At 50.3% G+C, this 14949-nt stretch carries 16 protein-coding genes; 7 read left to right on the top strand and 9 right to left on the bottom strand.

Annotation, left to right across the window (positions count from 1 at the left end):
• Positions 1-130: 130 nt before the first annotated feature.
• Entirely contained in the window at positions 131-1315 is a 1185-nt protein-coding gene (locus GCE9029_RS01150) for an alpha/beta hydrolase family protein (protein WP_062660674.1), read from the top strand.
• Positions 1316-1382: 67 nt separating this feature from the next.
• Here GCE9029_RS01150 and GCE9029_RS01155 read toward each other — a convergent pair whose 3' ends face one another.
• From GCE9029_RS01155 to tesA, 3 genes are all read right to left on the bottom strand, one after another.
• The gene (locus tag GCE9029_RS01155) at positions 1383-2237 is read right to left on the bottom strand and encodes a thioredoxin family protein (RefSeq protein ID WP_062660675.1); all 855 of its coding nucleotides are present in this window, start codon (positions 2235-2237) and stop codon (positions 1383-1385) included.
• Between the two features lie 505 nt (positions 2238-2742).
• On the bottom strand, positions 2743-3570 hold the full coding sequence (locus GCE9029_RS01160; protein ID WP_062660676.1) for an SDR family oxidoreductase: 828 nt from the start codon (positions 3568-3570) through the stop codon (positions 2743-2745).
• A gap of 7 nt (positions 3571-3577) precedes the next feature.
• A complete protein-coding gene (gene tesA / locus GCE9029_RS01165) occupies positions 3578-4186 on the bottom strand; it encodes a multifunctional acyl-CoA thioesterase I/protease I/lysophospholipase L1 (RefSeq protein WP_046307243.1) in 609 nt (202 codons plus the stop codon).
• Between tesA and GCE9029_RS01170 the strand changes: the two genes are divergently transcribed.
• Entirely contained in the window at positions 4185-4862 is a 678-nt protein-coding gene (locus tag GCE9029_RS01170; RefSeq protein ID WP_062660677.1) for an ABC transporter ATP-binding protein, read from the top strand. The genes tesA and GCE9029_RS01170 overlap by 2 nt on opposite strands.
• Positions 4859-7279 carry an ABC transporter permease gene (locus GCE9029_RS01175; protein WP_062660678.1) on the top strand — a complete coding sequence of 807 codons (2421 nt, stop codon included), beginning with the start codon at positions 4859-4861 and terminating at the stop codon, positions 7277-7279. Before GCE9029_RS01170 ends, GCE9029_RS01175 begins: the two co-directional genes overlap by 4 nt.
• Positions 7280-7330: 51 nt before the next feature.
• Here the strand turns inward: GCE9029_RS01175 and GCE9029_RS01180 are convergent, their stop codons facing one another.
• Positions 7331-8227, bottom strand: coding sequence for a TIGR01777 family oxidoreductase (locus GCE9029_RS01180; RefSeq protein ID WP_062660679.1), 897 nt, complete (start codon positions 8225-8227; stop codon positions 7331-7333).
• 522 nt (positions 8228-8749) lie between these two features.
• On the opposite strand from GCE9029_RS01180, the gene GCE9029_RS01185 reads away from it, so the two are divergent.
• The 4 genes from GCE9029_RS01185 to GCE9029_RS01200 are packed head-to-tail and all read left to right on the top strand — an operon-like array spanning position 8750 to position 11029.
• On the top strand, positions 8750-9484 hold the full coding sequence (locus GCE9029_RS01185) for a DUF1538 domain-containing protein (protein ID WP_062660680.1): 735 nt from the start codon (positions 8750-8752) through the stop codon (positions 9482-9484).
• Positions 9481-10287 carry a DUF1538 domain-containing protein gene (locus GCE9029_RS01190; protein WP_062660681.1) on the top strand — a complete coding sequence of 269 codons (807 nt, stop codon included), beginning with the start codon at positions 9481-9483 and terminating at the stop codon, positions 10285-10287. Before GCE9029_RS01185 ends, GCE9029_RS01190 begins: the two co-directional genes overlap by 4 nt.
• Positions 10287-10637 (top strand): P-II family nitrogen regulator, encoded by a 351-nt coding sequence (locus GCE9029_RS01195; protein WP_062660682.1) that lies wholly within the window; start codon positions 10287-10289, stop codon positions 10635-10637. Before GCE9029_RS01190 ends, GCE9029_RS01195 begins: the two co-directional genes overlap by 1 nt.
• A complete protein-coding gene (locus GCE9029_RS01200) occupies positions 10634-11029 on the top strand; it encodes a CBS domain-containing protein (RefSeq protein WP_062660683.1) in 396 nt (131 codons plus the stop codon). Before GCE9029_RS01195 ends, GCE9029_RS01200 begins: the two co-directional genes overlap by 4 nt.
• Before the next feature lie 33 nt (positions 11030-11062).
• Here the strand turns inward: GCE9029_RS01200 and GCE9029_RS01205 are convergent, their stop codons facing one another.
• The 5 genes from GCE9029_RS01205 to metN form a co-directional block, all read right to left on the bottom strand.
• Complete coding sequence (locus GCE9029_RS01205) at positions 11063-11338, bottom strand: Rdx family protein (protein ID WP_062660684.1); 276 nt, start codon at positions 11336-11338, stop codon at positions 11063-11065.
• Positions 11335-12099, bottom strand: a complete 765-nt coding sequence (locus tag GCE9029_RS01210; protein ID WP_062660685.1) for a sulfite exporter TauE/SafE family protein — start codon at positions 12097-12099, stop codon at positions 11335-11337. The genes GCE9029_RS01205 and GCE9029_RS01210 overlap by 4 nt, the downstream gene beginning before the upstream one ends.
• Positions 12100-12230: 131 nt before the next feature.
• Complete coding sequence (locus tag GCE9029_RS01215; protein WP_002541309.1) at positions 12231-13043, bottom strand: MetQ/NlpA family lipoprotein; 813 nt, start codon at positions 13041-13043, stop codon at positions 12231-12233.
• Between the two features lie 59 nt (positions 13044-13102).
• Positions 13103-13795 carry a methionine ABC transporter permease gene (locus GCE9029_RS01220; RefSeq protein ID WP_002541310.1) on the bottom strand — a complete coding sequence of 231 codons (693 nt, stop codon included), beginning with the start codon at positions 13793-13795 and terminating at the stop codon, positions 13103-13105.
• Positions 13785-14819, bottom strand: a complete 1035-nt coding sequence (gene metN, locus GCE9029_RS01225) for a methionine ABC transporter ATP-binding protein MetN (RefSeq protein WP_062660686.1) — start codon at positions 14817-14819, stop codon at positions 13785-13787. The genes GCE9029_RS01220 and metN overlap by 11 nt, the downstream gene beginning before the upstream one ends.
• Positions 14820-14949 lie beyond the last annotated feature (130 nt).

Genomic DNA, 14949 nt, shown 5'->3' on the forward strand with positions numbered 1-14949 from the left:
AACCTATGGAACGGCATACGGCTAACTTCGATCAAGATCTGTGTATTCAATTATTGCTCTCACTTTGTTATTGCGACGCTTGCACTTGGTGAGACCATGGCCCGCAGTATAAAAATAAGTGGGTTATTCGATGAAATTTCTAAAGTACATTGGTCTAGGTTTTCTCTCTTTGGTTGTGGTGCTCGCGGTGGCATTTTTCATACTGCCGCCTCCTGAAAAGCCTTCCCCATCCGGTGAACACGCCGTTGGTGTCACTGAGTTTGAAGTGACAGAAGGGGAGCGGTGGGTGTTGGTGACGGCTTGGTATCCTGCCGTGCTGTCAGAAGGGGAATCTCTTCCTTACATGGAGGCCTATCTGGCAGAAGCAATCGGCGAGCAGCAAGGGCTGCCGCCTGCGTTATTAGAAGATCCACGTCCTTCTCATGCTGTTATCAATGCCGCCGCCCTGCCGGGCGATCATCCTATTCTGTTGTTCAACCATGGTTTTGGCTCTCATGCTTACCAAAACCTGACACAAATGGAAGAGTTGGCGAGCCATGGTTATATCGTGTTGTCTATCAGCCACCCTGGTCATAGCCTAGTAACCCGTCGCATGAGCGGAGAGCTCATTCACCAGGATAATCCTTTGGATATGGACAACATCGCCATCTTAACGGGGGCGATGGATAAAGCTTCTGTCGATATGAGAGAGAGCGAATCGTTTCATGATTGGGCAAAGGCTGCGTCGGCGCTTGAACAAGGACAGTTTGTTGAGATGCCGAGCTTTGTGATCGAATGGGCGGCGAACAACATCGCCGTTCTGAATGCACAAGGTAGATTGGATACAGGCGTAATTGAAACGCCGTTGAAAGGCCATTTTGGCACTGATGCAATTGGCGTATTTGGTCACTCCTTTGGCGGCAGTGTAGCAGCTCACTTGGCCTACAACGATGCTCGTGTCAAAGCGGCCATGAGTTTAGACAGCTATATCTATGCCGCATCGTTGAGTGAATCACTGAATACGCCGCTATGTGTGGCGTATGGTGATTTAGCGACGGCTCCTTCCAATGAAAGCATGGCTTGGGTTAATCAGACTTTGCTCGAGGAGCATGCGCCAAAGGGCAGTTGCGAAGCGCTTTTCACAGGGGCGACGCATATGAACTTCTCTGACCTGAATCACTTGCCGGGTGTGTCGTTCATGGGGCTGACAGGTACTATTGATTCGTCCTTGATGCACAACGCATCTAACCAATTGTTACTGGGTTATTTCGGCCAGCACCTTACCGGTAAACGAACGTTGGGTGACATCAAAGGTGTTGACTTGGTGTTGTACTGAGGATTAACACACAGACACACAAAGGCCGCTTCTGGAAGCGGCCTTTTTTGTATTTAATATATTGATATTAGTAGAGTAAAGAGTAGAGTTGGCGACGATAACGGCTGGCCAGTTCATTGCCTTGCCCCAAAGCGGCGAGAATATCCATCATGGTCTTTTTCGCGTCGCCATCTGCAAAGTTCAGGTCTTTGCGCAGTAAGCCAATCAACAACTCCAATGCTTCTTCCTGACGATTAACCTGACTGTATTGGATAGCCAGTTCATAGGCGAGTTCTTTGTTCTCAGGATCCGCTTCAAATGCAGCTTGTAGCTCACGAATCTCTGGTGTGTCTGCTGCCTGTTTATGAAGTTCGACTTTTGCCATCAGCGCTTTGTATTGCGCATCTTGATCTTGCATCAACACTTTCGATAGCAGCGCTTCCGCATCATCAAATTGCTGCGCTTCAACGTAACACTCGGCGACTGCCAGTTTGTGCGCGCCAGTCTCACCCAAGGCAGATTCAACAGATTTTAGCAATGGCAGTGCTTCGGTGTGTTTGCCCTCGGCGATTAACGCCAGTGCTTGTTTAAAGGTCATTTCATCCTGGCTTGGAAGATGACGAACCAGCATTTCACGCACTGTGTCTTCAGTCTGTGGCCCTGCAATGCCATCGACAGGTTGGCCGTTGCTGAACAGAGCGATGGTAGGCAAAGCACGCACACCAAATTGTGAAGCCAGCATCTGCTGTTGCTCGCAGTTGAGCAAAGCCAGCGTAAATGCGCCTGCATATTCGTGTGCCAGTTTTTCCAGTGCCGGAACAATTTCAGTGCTCTCGGGGCTCATTTGTGCCCAAAAGTGGATGAGGACTGGAGTTTCAACCGAGCCTTCCAGGATTTGCTGAAAGTTCTGCTCGTTAAGTTCAACAATATAATTTGGTTGCATAGCGTCGCCTGAGCGTTAGAAGTTCTTTGCTGTAAAGGTGGGGGGGACGATATGAAAATTCAAGGCATTATCCGCTAAAGCGCCGATAAATATTGAATATTGCTGGATCAAATCACTGATCTTTATCGTGAGTCCAATAACGAAAAAGGCCACTGGATTTCCAGTGGCCTTCATTCTTTTGTGCTCGTCGATGTGAAACGCTGACTTAAAACACAAGCAAAATTGCCAGCGTTACACTCAAACAGAGCCAGTTCAATTGACTTAAGGACATAGTCCGGCTCCTTTTGGGGTATTTGTTCTTTTTGTATCCCTGTTCACGGCCTGATCCGACACGCATCACATCGAAGTGGAAGTTGGGGGCAGGTGTTTCACGGTACATGAGAGAGGTTAACGCGGTTTTGTGACAGAAAGATGAACATAGAAAGATAGTTTTGATGTCACGATTCTGAGAGCAACCGGGCAAAAACTGCCCGGTATGTTTCTTTCTGCGGCAGAGGTTGGGTTTTTATCCGCCCTTTGCAAGAATTTTATCGAGTGTTTTGGATGGAAGAAGTCGCTTACACCAAGCCATGTAATGGGTCGGCTTGGTCACACGGTAACGGACTTTAGGATCTTCTGCGGTCAGCGCGTGGATCAGAGGCGCGATGATCGACTCCGACGGCAGGGTGTATTTGTTGGTCGAGTTTTCGCTTTCCATGCGATCTTGCTGGGCGAGATAATCGCTTCTGAATCGGCTGTTTTCGATATCAATGAACCGGTAAAACGCTTCCAGTGCATTGGCTCGGAATCGGGTTTCTATCGGGCCAGGTTCGATTAAGCTGATTTTTACCGGTGAGCCTGCGAGTTCCAAACGTAAGGTATCTGTCCAGCCTTCGACCGCAAACTTACTGGCGTTGTAAGCGCCGCGGAATTTCAGTGCGACAAAACCCAGCACAGAGCTGTTTTGAACAATGCGGCCTTTGCCGTTAGCCATCATCATTGGGATCACAGCTTGGGTCAGCGTGTGCCAGCCAAAGAAGTTGGTCTCAAACTGCTTTCTCAAAGCGTCGGTGGGCAAATCTTCCAGCGCGCCAGGTTGGCCATAAGCGCCATTGTTAAAAAGCCCCATCAACTTTCCGTCCGTCATGACCCTGACTTCTTCCACAGCATTGAGAATGCTGTCGTTGTCAGCAAGGTCAAGGTGAATGCAGGTCAGTCCTTCCTCTCTCAGGCGCTCAACATCTTCTAATTTTCGGCATGATGCAATCACATCAAACCCTTGCTTTGCGAGGGCGTGGGCACAGACATAGCCGATGCCGGTTGAACATCCGGTCATCAATACTGCGTTTTTCATTCTTGTTTTATCCTTGCTCTTTGATGTGTGGCAGCATCTGCTCTGCCATAAATTCTGCAATCCAAGGCTGCGCGATGTCTTTAGGGTGCAGACCATCTGACATCATCCAGCCTTCGGTCAAAACCACCTTCTCCATGAAGAACGGAATGAGTGGAATTTGCATTTCTTTACTTAATTCCGGATAGATATCAGCAAAAGCCTTGCTGTATCTTTGACCATAGTTAGGTGGGATCTGGATCTGCATTAACATCACCTGCGCGCCATTTTCCTGGCTTAAACTGATCAATTCGGACAGGTTATTGCGTATCTGCTTGGGTGGGAATCCTCGCAGTCCATCGTTAGCACCCAGTTCAATTAGCACATAGTCAGGTGAATGCTGTTCAAGCAGGGCTGGTAGTCTGTCGAGACTGTTCCCAGAGGTATCGCCGGAAATGCTGGCATTGACGACGGAAGTGATCTTGCTGGTTTCCGTCAGCTTAGGTTCAATGAGGCTGGGCCAGCTTTTCTCAATCGCCATTTGGTAGCCGGCGCTGAGGCTATCGCCAAGTACAAGAAGCGTCTGCGCCGCGGCGCTATGACTGATAATCAAAAGACAAAAAGAAAGGATGCGAATCATGACAACTCCAGTGATCAGGGCCAGTAACGTCTCTAAAACAGTGACGACGAATGCACAGTCTCTGACCATTCTGCAGGATGTTTCCCTTCAGGTCGAGCAGGGCGAAAGTATTGCTTTAGTTGGGGTTTCCGGCGCAGGAAAATCCACGCTTATGACATTGCTTGCTGGTTTAGATACACCGTCGGCCGGCGAAATTGAGCTTTTGGGCAAGCCTTTAAGCCAGCTCGATGATGATGCGAGAGCAGCCCTTCGGGCCGAGTCTATCGGTTTCGTTTTCCAAAGTTTCCTGCTTGTACCTTCCCTGACCGCGCTGGAGAATGTGCTTCTTCCTTGTACCATTCGCGGTGATGATGAAGATGAAGAAAGGGCGCTGGAGCTTCTTACGTCGGTCGGGCTCAAAGGGCGTGAAACCCACTTACCTTCGCAGCTTTCTGGTGGTGAGCAACAACGCGTAGCGATTGCCCGCGCCTTTATGACCCGCCCAAATGTTCTGTTCGCAGACGAACCGACAGGTAATCTCGACCAGCACACCGCAGCAACGGTTATCGACCTGCTTTTCTCACTCAACCGTGACCACGGTACCACCCTGATCCTTGTTACTCATGACCCGGCACTGGCTGAGAAATGCCACCGTACTTTGCACCTTAACGCAGGCGAATTGGCGGGGGCAGCATGAGGAAAACTCTTGTTTGGCGCTGGGCTTGGCGCGAACTCTTCCACGGACAGCTTTGGCCTGTCGTTGCGGCATTGGCGCTGATTATTGCCTGTGTCTTCGCCCTTTCTGCACTGGCAGGGCGCATTGAATCCGTTCTCACCCAGCAAGGCCGTTCCATGCTGGCCGCTGACTTGGTGCTGCGAAGCAATCAGCCTCTGGCACCGCAAACACTGCAGAATTTTGACAGCATTGATGTCGAACGCTCTGACCAAACGCGCTTTGGCACCATGGCATTCAGCGACAATGAAATGCAGCTCATCAGCGTGAAAGCGGTAGAAAGTAACTACCCGCTCCGTGGCGCTTTGGAGCTGGAAAGTGCGGATGCGATGCAAGACAGCGTCAAACCTGGCGAACTTTGGCTGGAAGAACGTCTGTTCACGCTGCTAGATGTGGGCTTGGGAGACAAAGTCGATGTGGGTGATTTAACCCTGACAGTCAGCGGTAAAATCATTTCTGAGCCTGAGCTGTCCTTTAATCCGTTCAGCCAAATGCCGGCGGCGATGATGCACCTGAGCGATGTCTCTGCAGCAGGTGTCGTGCGTCCGGGAAGCCGGGTGAGTTATCGCTATTTCTTCCGTGGTGACAGCAGTGACCTTGAAGCAGTAAAGACCGCTTATACGCCGATCGACGGACAACGCTGGATCGATGAAAATACGGGGGATCGCACAGGAGACATGCTGGATAGGAGCCGCGGTTACCTCTCTTTAACCGTTGTGTTGGTCATCATCATGGCAGCGGCCACCTTACTCCTGACTTGTCAGCATTATGTAGATAGCCGCACCCAGACGCTTGCCATGGTGAAAAGCCTTGGTGCCCAGCGCAGTTGGGTGAGACGTTGGCTTGGTAGACAGCTTCTGATGCTGATGTTGATGGCAACTGTGCTTGGCTTGGGACTCGGTGCAGCGCTTGAATATCTGCTGCGGTTGCCGCTGGCAGATGTGCTGCCTTCACCCTTGCCGAGCTATGGTTATCTGCCCTGGGTGCTCGGTCCTATGGTGGCTTTATTGGTGGCACTTCCCGCATTGGGTATTCCACTGATCCGGTTGATTGAAGCGCCTGCCATGAGTGTGTTGCAGGAGCAAAGCGCAGTGCGCGCGAGGAAGAATCCTTGGAGTTGGTTGTTGGCAGCAGTGCCAATCCTTGCGCTGGTGGCATGGTCATACGATAACCGTTTGCTTTGGCTGGTATTGGCGGCCTTGGTGGTGATGCTCAGCCTTCTGGCGGCGATTGGCGTAATGGTGCTGAAAGTCGCGCAGAAACGCGTTAAACAGCCTGCATTCAAACTGGCGCTCAGTCGAATAACACGAAATCCGGCATCAAGTGGTGCGCAGCTTGGCGCGCTGGCAACGTCATTCATGCTGCTTTCGATTATCTGGTTGCTTCGTACTGATCTGCTTGATGATTGGCAGCAAACACTGCCACAAAATGCACCAAACGTGTTCGCGTTGAATATCGCGAAAAGTGAACTGGATGATTACGTTGGCAGGCTGGACACGAACAATTTGGAACGTTCGGAAGCCTATCCGATTATCCGAGGTCGTTTGGTTGGTCTGAATGGGCAGCGTTATGCTGAGCTTACGCCAGACAGGGAAGAGCGGGATGAAGCGCTTCGTCGTGAGCTCAATTTCACATGGCGCGACACCTTGCCAACCCATAACGAAGTGTTGGAAGGCTCATGGCCAAGCGATGGTGGAGTTTCAGTTGAATCTGGCATTGCAGAAAGGTTGGGACTTCGCCTTGGTGATGAGCTGACGTTTAACGTCAACAGTCAGGAATTTACGGCGGAAGTAAACTCGATTCGTGATGTGGAATGGCGCAACATGAAGCCCAACTTCTACTTCATTTTCGACCCGGCTTTAGTGGATAACTTACCTGCTAACTGGTTGGTCAGTTTCCGACTGGAAGACAGTCAGAGCGACATCCTCAATCAGCTTGGGCGTGACTACCAGACAGTGACATTGCTGGATCTACGCACCATGAGCGGAAGAATTCAGGTGATCCTCAAACAAGTGAGCCTGTCGCTGTCAGTATTGGCGGGGTTGGCGGTAGCCAGTGGTTTATTGCTCTTGCTGACACTGCTTCGAATCACCTTGGCCGAACGCCAGCGTGAAATCATGTTGTACCGAACGCTGGGGGCGAGTAAGAAACGCATCAACACCACGCTTTGGGCGGAATACGGCATTATGGCGCTGGTATCCGGCTGTATGGCTGTTGGTGGGGCAGAACTTGCGATGGCAGGTTTGTTGAAGTGGGGCGTTGAGCTACCGGTTCGCTTGCACCCTGAGGTCTGGCTGAGCTTGCCGACATTGGCTGTCGGACTGGTCTTCCTGACAGTAGCCTGGATGCTTCGGGGCTTGTTAGAACCGTTGAAGCGTTGATGGTTTCAGCGACCGAAAAGAGCACGCTTCATGCGTGCTCTTTTTTCATCGCTATTGCACCAAATTCTCCAGTGCAGGCTGGAGTGTTTGGTAAGAGAAGTTAAACCCGCTTTCCTGAAGGGCTACAGGTATCACTTTTTGGCTGTCTAGCAAGAGTTGAGATGCCTCACCCAAAGCCAGTTTTATGGCTATCTCTGGCGTGAAAAGAAAGTGTGGGCGTTGAAGGGCGGTTGCCAACGCCGAGCTGAATTCTTTATTGGTTACCGGTGTCGGTGCAGTGAAGTTGAAGTCTCCTTTCAAATCTTCACTGTTGAGCAAATGCACGATACCGCTAGTCATGTCGTCGATATGAATCCATGGAAAGAACTGTTGTCCTTTTCCAATCGGACCACCAAGCCCTAACTTATAAGGCAGCAACATCTTTTTGAGTGCACCACCTGTTGGGCTAAGAACAACGCCAGTCCGAAGAACACAGACTCGCGTAGAGCCGGTTGCTGATGCGCGTCGGGCAATTTTCTCCCAGTTTGCACAAACCAAGTGAGCGAAATCTGTGGAGTCAACCGTGAGTGACTCATCAATTTCTTTGTCTCCCTGATCGCTGTAATAGCCCACCGCAGAGCCGCTGATAAAGGTGTGCGGTGGTGAGTCGGATTCAAGGATTTTCTTTACGATTTGTTCTGTTATACCCCAGCGACTGGAGCAAATGAGTCCTTTCTGTTTTTCCGACCAGCGCTTGTCGACGATAGGCTCCCCAGCCAAATTAATAATGGCGTCTATGTCATCAAAGCTATCCAGTGCATCAAGAGATTCGATGTATTGAACACGACCGGGTAACAGTGACGCTGCTTTTTGAGCAGAACGCGTTAAAACGGTGATCTCATGGTCTTCCAGTTTATCGATGAGTGCCCGCCCGATAAGGCCAGTCCCGCCAGTAATCAGAATTTTCATAAAGCGCAATCTTCTTTCCAGAACCAAAGGGTATAGATTCAGTATGCATTCAAATGGTTAATTGATCAGCCTGATAGCGATCACGATGCTGAAATTCACAAAAACCTTGTTAGCTTTATCACCCTATAGACATTGTGGATTGGTAAATTTCTATACACTGGCTCAGGGTTAAATTGGCTATACCCAAACAACCTGAAGATGCAGGATTCAGCGAGATTGACTGGCGTTGTGATCGCGGCGTTCCTTTGCAGGTGTAGTCACCTCCATCAAAAAGGAACAACAAAGAGCACGGCGTCAGCCAACTCGCCCGGAGGGAGGGCTTCAATGCGCCCACTTCTTCGTTAAATTCCACGGAAATAGAACCACTATTCCTCGTGAAATTTGCCTTGAATTGAACGCATTGATGACCTCTGAATACGGGCATCTTCAGGCTATTTGGGTATAACACCTCACCAAAAAATCATCTGTTTGCTTTTATACAGTGCCGGACTTTTGGGTCGGGACATTTTCTCTGGAGAGAGTGTGAAGGGACTTACCGCATTGCTGACCTCAATGCTAGGGAGCTTGAAGGATCTACTTCCTATCATTCTTGTGATCGGCTTTTTTCAAATCATTGTTTTACAACAGCCTTTGCCTGATTCACTGTCCATCCTAATTGGACTGGTGTTGGTCGTGATGGGGCTGACTTTCTTTGTATTCGGTCTGGAAATGGGATTGTTTCCCATCGGCGAATCCATGGCGCACTCGCTGGCTCGAAAAGGCAGTGTTTTCTGGCTGGTGGTGTTTGCCTTTTTGCTGGGGTTTGGCACCACAATCGCTGAACCCGCTTTGACTGCAGTGGCTGCTGAAGCGGCTGAAGTCGCTGCGGAAGGCGGCATGATTGCGATGACCGAAGACGCGCAATCTTCCTATGCTAATGGACTTCGTATCACGGTCGCACTCTCGGTAGGATTTGCCATTGTGCTTGGTGTGCTGCGTATTCTGAAAGGCTGGCCCATTCATCGCATCATCATCGGCGGCTACATTCTGGTGGTGACCATGACGGCATTCGCGCCGCGCTACATCATTGGTATTGCCTATGACTCAGGTGGCGTGACGACATCGACCATCACTGTGCCTTTGGTGACAGCGTTAGGCGTTGGTCTTGCGACTGTGATTAAAGGACGCAACCCCATGGTAGATGGTTTTGGTCTGATAGCGTTTGCGTCGCTCTCGCCAATGATTTTCGTCATGGTGTACGGGATGGTGGCGACATGAATGTATTGTCCATGCTCATTCCGACCTTCATTGAGACCTTACTCTCGACCATTCGGGACGTGATTCCGATTGTCTGCATCATTTTCGGTTTTCAGTTTGCCGTGCTCAGAAAGCCGATAGTGAATTTGAAGAAAATCGTCTTTGGCTTTGTCTACGTGATTCTCGGTTTGTCGTTGTTCCTGATGGGATTGGAGATGGCGCTCTTCCCATTGGGTGAATCGATGGCTGTTCAGCTGACTGCGCCCGCTTTTTTGTTTGGCGAAGGAGAGAGCATTCCCGAGAACTTCTCCTGGAAGCACTATTACTGGGTTTACATTTTCGCCGCAGCCATTGGTTTCAGTACCACAGTTGCTGAGCCCTCATTGATTGCTGTTGCTATCAAAGCGGAGCAGGTCTCTGGTGGGGCAATCAGTGTGAATGGTTTACGTTTCTCTGTGGCTATTGGGGTAGCGATAGGAATTTCCCTTGGCTGTTATCGCATTGTCGCGGGCGACCCGATTCATTACTACATCATTGCCGGATACGTGGTGGTGGTGATTCAAACCTTCTATGCCCCGAAATTTATTGTGCCGCTGGCTTATGATTCCGGCGGTGTGACGACGTCGACGGTGACCGTACCTTTGGTTACCGCACTTGGTCTGGGACTGGCTTCAACGGTTCCGGGCAGAAGCCCTTTAATTGATGGTTTTGGCCTCATTGCCTTTGCCAGCCTGTTCCCGATGATTACTGTCATGGGATACGCGCAGTTAACAGAGTGGGCGGCGAAACGCAGCACCACCGAAGAAAATACGAGGGAATCATAATGCGATTCAAACTGATAGTAGCCTTCATTGAGGACTCCAAAACCGACGCGGTTTTGGATGCCGCCAGAACGGCTGGAGCCACAGGTGCGACGGTGATAAACAATGCGCGTGGGGAAGGGCTGACTAAGAAGAAAACCTTCTTTGGTCTGACACTGGATGTGCAGCGTGACGTCGTATTATTTTTGGTGGAAGAACATCTCGCCCGTTCAATCCTCGAAACCGTCAATGAGGTGGGAGAGTTTGATGCGACGTCTGGTAAAGGCATTGCGGTGCAGCTGGATGTGGAAGATGCCGTTGGGGTGGCGCATCAAGTGCAAGAATTAAGCAGCAAGATTGAGGATGAGTTATGAAAGTGACCAAAAGAGTCCGCGACGTCATGAAAGACGACTATGCGCTAATCGATGGCTTGACGACCGTAGCAGAAGCGATTCGTATTGCCCGAGATAAGGAAGTGAAGGCTCTGATCGTCAAAAAGCGCGATGAAGATGATGAATTTGGTTTGGTTTTGATGAATGACATTGCCAAGAAAGTACTGTCACAAAACCGCTCGCCAGAGCGTGTGAATATCTACGAAATCATGACCAAACCAGCTCTGCATGTGGCACCGGACATGAACGTTAAATATTGTGCTCGTCTGTTTGAGCGATTTGGTATCAGTCGTGCGCCAGTGATTGAAGGTGCTGAAGTACTGGGCGTAGTCAGCTACAACAGCATTGTGATGTACGGTATGCTGGCTGACTAAAATGTCAGCTGGCATACTCGTCAGAAGCGCAGGTTAACGGTCGACATGCCCCAGATCTCGGTCTGGATCGAATACATCGCGGACGCGTTGTTTCAGCACTTTTGCGTCAGGAAAGCCGCCATCCCGCTTGCGCTCCCAAATCAATTCGCCATTGCAGTGAATTTCAAACCTGCCACCTGTGTCTGGGTATAAGGTTAAACTCTCCACTTCCTCGCTAAAGGTGGAAAGCAACTCCTGAGACATCCAGGTTGCGCGCAACATCCAGTTGCACTGGCGGCAGTAATAAATCTCGATATTTACTTTGTTCATAACACGCCCCACAAAAGCTTGATACCAACAGCAAAGGTCAGCAGCTCAAACGCAATTTTTATCATCTTGTTGCTGTACTTGTCGGCGAGATACGCGCCGAGGTAACCACCCAAGATAGAACCTACCAGGAGTGCAGGGATCCACGGCCAGTAAATCTCTGCGCCGGCAATAGCCAGTGTTGCCGCACCCAATCCGTTCCAGAATATACCTACGCTCACCAAAGTCAGTGCGACAGCCTGCTTGTAATCGAAACCAAACCAGCGAACCAAAAACAGCGTGACGAACAGGCCTGTGCCTGCAGTGAGGGAGCCGTTCAGCAAGCCGATCGCGCTGAGCCCTAAGCAACCCAGAAGCATGCCCGTCGTCTCGCGGTGTTTTGGCTCTGCTTCCTGTCCGAGTGTTTTTCGCATCCGTGAGTAAACACCCAGCAAAATGATAAACCCGCCCAGTAACCCTTCGGCTAAAGGACCCGGCACAAAAAGAATGAGGTTGGCACCACCAATCACCCCGGCAGCACCAGCCAATGTCACGTAAAGGGTGAGTTTGCGGTCGAGGTTGCCACTACGCCAATGCTTGAGTGCCGCGCCCAGTCCAAGCGCTACAGAGGCCACTTTGTGGGTTGCCAGTGCAACAGAAAAGCCGAGACCGAGAAATAACAACAGGGGAAGTTGTAAAAGCCCCGCACCGCCGCCAGCCAAAGAGGCGAGGGTATTGGCAATCAGGGAGCCAATGAAAAGGCCAATGGTAGAGAGAAAGTCCATGTTCACTCAAGATCGATAGTATTGGGAAGGCAGTGTATCAGGTTGTTAGAGCCAACAGGCCCCAATAGATAGAAAAAGCCTGCGAAATTCACAGGCTTCTTAACGTCATTTAATGGGTATAGGTTGGCAAATTACCAGCCTTTTACCGCGCCGCCATCAAAGATTTCAGATGCTGCGTTGTACACTTCGTCAGTCTGGTAAGACTGAACGAATTGCTGAACGTTTTGTGCAGTTACATTGTTAGCACGGGCAACAATCAGGTTCACGTATGGAGACTCTTTGTCTTCAACGAAGATGCCGTCTTTCTCAGGTGACAGGTTGATTTCGCTAGCGAAAGTAGTGTTGATGATTGCCAGTGAAACATCTTCCAGAGAGCGCGGCAGTTGAGCGGCTTCCAGCTCAACGATTTTCAGGTTTTTAGGGTTCGCCGTGATATCCAGAACCGTTGCTTTCAGACCCGCTTCGTCTTTTACTTCAATCAGACCTTGTTGCTCAAGCAGTAGCAGTGAACGGCCAAGGTTGGTTGGGTCGTTTGGTACTGCGATCTGTGCGCCGTCTTCCAGTTGTTCAACAGAAGTCACTTTGGTTGAGTAACCTGCAATTGGATAAACCAGCGTGTTACCCGCGATTTCAAACTTGTAACCGCGGTCAGAAATCTGCTGGTCAAGGTATGGCTTGTGCTGGAATGCGTTTGCATCGATTGAGCCTTCATCCAGCGCGGCGTTTGGCGTGACGTAGTCTGAGAAAGTCACCAGTTCAACATCCAGGCCGTATTTCTCTTTCGCAACTTTTGCTGCGACTTCCGCCACTTGCTCTTCAGCACCAGCAATAACGCCAATTTTTACTTTCGTCAGATCAACGGTCTCTTCCTGACCACAACCGGTCAAAACCAGAGTAGAAGCGAGGCCAACAGCTGCAGCAATTTTCTTGAGTGTAAAAGTCATCACGTATCTCCTTAAAATTCAGAATTTCCATTTATCCGGATGGTGTCACCATCCGTTTTTTATCTGTGGTCAACCCGCTTTACGAAGTAGTCGCCGGCTGACTGAATCATTTGCACCAATATCACCAGCATCACTACGGTGATCAGCATGACGGTGCCGTCAAAACGTTGGTAGCCGTATCGGATACCTACATCACCCAGACCACCGCCGCCTACGGCACCTGCCATGGCGGAGTAGCTCACCAGCGTTACCAAGGTAATCGTCGCGCCGTTCAAAATGCCTGGCAGTGCTTCTGGCAGAAGGACTTTGCGGATAATTTGTAGTGGTGTCGCGCCCATCGCCTGAGCTGCCTCGACCAAGCCTGACGGCACTTCCAGCAGTGCACCTTCAACCAGACGGGCAATAAACGGAATTGCACCGACAGTGAGGGGGACAATCGCCGCACCTGTGCCGATGGAAGTACCCATGATGAAGCGGGTGAATGGGATAATGGCGACCAGCAAAATAATGAAAGGGATTGAGCGGCCAATATTGACGATGATGCCAATAGATTTGTTCAGTGCCGCGTTTTCTAACAAGCCGCGGGGCTTGGTGAGGTGCAGCAGCACACCCAAAGGAATACCAAACAGGAAACCAATTGCACCGGAGACAAAGACCATGGTCAGGGTCTGACCCAGTGCGTCAATCAACAGGCCAACAAGACGCTCGTTTTCTGCAAACCAGCCTGAAACGGCAGCGATATTAAGCGACATAGCCCAGCACCTCGATGTTGATGTTGTGATCTTTCAGGTAAGTCAGCGCGAGGTTGACGTTCTCTTCGTCGCCAAAGAATTCGGCCAGCATCAGGCCAAATTTCACGCCACCCGCATAGTCCATGTCAGAGCTCAGAATGCTGATGTCGATATTGAACTTTCGTGATACCTGGCTGATAAGCGGGGCATCGACACTGGCGCCAGTAAACTCAAGGCGAACCAGTGGCGGTAAATGACCTTCACTCTGAGGTTGCAGTCGTTCTTCGTAGTCCTGTGGAATGGAAAGATCCAGCGTTGCGCGGATAAAGGTGCGCGCCAGTTCTGTTTTCGGATGGGCAAAGATATCGCCCACAGGCCCTTTCTCTACCAACTCACCACCACCAATAATCGCCACTTCGTGACAGATGCGCTTCACTACGTCCATTTCGTGGGTGATCAACAAAATGGTCAAGCCCAGCTTCTGGTTGATGGTCTGCAATAGGTTCAGGATGGAGTGGGTCGTCGCCGGATCCAATGCGCTGGTGGCTTCGTCACACAGTAGAACTTTTGGATCGCTCGCCAATGCGCGCGCAATGGCTACACGCTGCTTTTGACCACCGCTGAGGTTAGAAGGATAACTCTGGTGTTTATCACTTAGGCCGACCAAATCCAGCAGCTCAGTCACTTTGTGTTGAATGTGTTGTTTGTCTTTGCCTGCCAATTCCAGAGGAAGTGCCACGTTGTCAAACACAGTGCGTGAGGAAAGCAGGTTGAAGTGCTGGAAAATCATGCCGATTTTCTGGCGTTCGCGGGTCAGTTCTGATTGAGACAAAGCGGTGAGCTCAACGCCGTCGACAACGACTTTCCCGGAGGTTGGGCGTTCCAGCAGGTTGACGATGCGGATCAGCGTACTTTTACCAGCACCTGATGCACCAATAACACCAAAAATTCTGCCCTGAGGAATCTGGAGGTCAATGTCTCGCAGGGCATGGATCGTCTGATCACCCTGTTTGAACTCCTTGTTAACCTGTTTTATTTCGATCATAGGCCTTCCTGGGCAAAAATCGTGTTAATAAAAAGTAAAAAAGATAGCGATTGTTATGGGGTTTTTGTGGCTATCTGGTGTTTGATGCTATTTATTGTCTCAAAATAAGTCAATAGATATTTTTACGTCT

It is taken from the genome of Grimontia celer (genome assembly GCF_900055185.1).
GTDB lineage: Bacteria > Pseudomonadota > Gammaproteobacteria > Enterobacterales > Vibrionaceae > Enterovibrio > Enterovibrio celer.

Excerpts from the sequence above, each read along its gene's own strand:
- GCE9029_RS01205 (WP_062660684.1), bottom strand. The coding sequence starts at position 11,338 with ATGAACAAAGTAAATATCGAGATTTATTACTGCCGCCAGTGCAACTGG.
- GCE9029_RS01215 (WP_002541309.1), bottom strand. The coding sequence starts at position 13,043 with ATGACTTTTACACTCAAGAAAATTGCTGCAGCTGTTGGCCTCGCTTCT.
- tesA (WP_046307243.1), bottom strand. The coding sequence starts at position 4,186 with ATGATTCGCATCCTTTCTTTTTGTCTTTTGATTATCAGTCATAGCGCC.
- GCE9029_RS01220 (WP_002541310.1), bottom strand. The coding sequence starts at position 13,795 with ATGTCGCTTAATATCGCTGCCGTTTCAGGCTGGTTTGCAGAAAACGAG.
- GCE9029_RS01170 (WP_062660677.1), top strand. The coding sequence starts at position 4,185 with ATGACAACTCCAGTGATCAGGGCCAGTAACGTCTCTAAAACAGTGACG.
- GCE9029_RS01155 (WP_062660675.1), bottom strand. The coding sequence starts at position 2,237 with ATGCAACCAAATTATATTGTTGAACTTAACGAGCAGAACTTTCAGCAA.
- GCE9029_RS01180 (WP_062660679.1), bottom strand. The coding sequence starts at position 8,227 with ATGAAAATTCTGATTACTGGCGGGACTGGCCTTATCGGGCGGGCACTC.
- GCE9029_RS01150 (WP_062660674.1), top strand. The coding sequence starts at position 131 with ATGAAATTTCTAAAGTACATTGGTCTAGGTTTTCTCTCTTTGGTTGTG.
- GCE9029_RS01175 (WP_062660678.1), top strand. The coding sequence starts at position 4,859 with ATGAGGAAAACTCTTGTTTGGCGCTGGGCTTGGCGCGAACTCTTCCAC.
- metN (WP_062660686.1), bottom strand. The coding sequence starts at position 14,819 with ATGATCGAAATAAAACAGGTTAACAAGGAGTTCAAACAGGGTGATCAG.
- GCE9029_RS01210 (WP_062660685.1), bottom strand. The coding sequence starts at position 12,099 with ATGGACTTTCTCTCTACCATTGGCCTTTTCATTGGCTCCCTGATTGCC.
- GCE9029_RS01200 (WP_062660683.1), top strand. The coding sequence starts at position 10,634 with ATGAAAGTGACCAAAAGAGTCCGCGACGTCATGAAAGACGACTATGCG.
- GCE9029_RS01160 (WP_062660676.1), bottom strand. The coding sequence starts at position 3,570 with ATGAAAAACGCAGTATTGATGACCGGATGTTCAACCGGCATCGGCTAT.
- GCE9029_RS01195 (WP_062660682.1), top strand. The coding sequence starts at position 10,287 with ATGCGATTCAAACTGATAGTAGCCTTCATTGAGGACTCCAAAACCGAC.
- GCE9029_RS01190 (WP_062660681.1), top strand. The coding sequence starts at position 9,481 with ATGAATGTATTGTCCATGCTCATTCCGACCTTCATTGAGACCTTACTC.